Raw genomic sequence first — 1006 nt, forward strand, 5'->3', positions numbered from 1 at the left:
AGAAACTGCGAATGGAGAGGAGGTTAAAAGAGTTAAGTCCCGGAGTGATCGATACGACGCGAATCAGTGATCGACCTTTCATGCGAAATCGTGATCGATTGTCATGCGAATCACTGATCGATCACGATGCGAATATGCACCCTAACGGCACATTGAGGAAAAAAATTCAGTGCCAACTGGCATAGGAGGTGATGTACTCTCCCAATGGCGGCCCAATGATCGGTGCCACCATCGCGGGCCAAGTGAGCGTAGCTATCGCCTTAATCAACTGGTCTTTTGGCGTGGTTCTTAATACCATTAGGCGACCCACCGGCACCATCACGGCACCGCCAATGCCCTGCACTACGCGTAACAGCACAAACTGCGTTGCGGATTCCGCCAGGCCGCATAGCAACGATGAAAAGGTAAATATATCTAATGCCACGCTGAAAACGGCTCTGGCACCAAAACGCTCTGCCACCCAACCGCTGGAAGGGATCAGCGCCGCCAGCGTTAACAGATAAGCCATAATACCAATATTAAGGTCAACAGCAGAAACGCCAAACGAGCGTACCATATCGGGCAAGGCGGTGGCGATCACCGTGCCATCAAGGAACTCCATAAAGAAAGCGCTGGCAACCAACAGGGCGATACCTGAAATGGGGGCTGACGCAGGTTTACTTTGCTGCTGCGCGGAATCCGATACAGCCATAACTATTCCCCTGATGTGACAATAAAAAAATATTATTATTATTTAATGGGATAACAGCACTGATAAAGGTGTTATACCACTATTGACATCAGGGGAAAACTACAATTCCATAGCAGAGATAGGGTTTTTGGTGGCTTTGTTGAATAAATAGAACTTTTGGGTAATCATCGGAGCGGATCACCACAGTTGTTTCAAAATCAGGTCTCCATGGCAAAACAAAATTTTAAAATCACCAACTGGCCCTCTTATAACAAGGCCCTCAAGCAGCGCGGTTCTCTAACCGTATGGCTAGATGAATCAGCCATTGCTGCATGG

2 pseudogenes are annotated in these 1006 nt (G+C 48.0%); one reads left to right on the forward strand and one right to left on the reverse strand.

What is annotated here, in order from left to right:
- Positions 1–169: 169 nt before the first annotated feature.
- Positions 170–691, reverse strand: a pseudogene (locus QZ506_RS11870) (MFS transporter); the annotation flags it as partial.
- A 207-nt stretch (positions 692–898) separates the two neighbouring features.
- Here QZ506_RS11870 and QZ506_RS11875 point away from each other — a divergent pair.
- Positions 899–1006: pseudogene (locus QZ506_RS11875) on the forward strand (IS5/IS1182 family transposase); the annotation flags it as partial.

It is taken from the genome of Candidatus Symbiopectobacterium sp. (assembly GCF_020054415.1).
Classification (GTDB): domain Bacteria; phylum Pseudomonadota; class Gammaproteobacteria; order Enterobacterales; family Enterobacteriaceae; genus Symbiopectobacterium.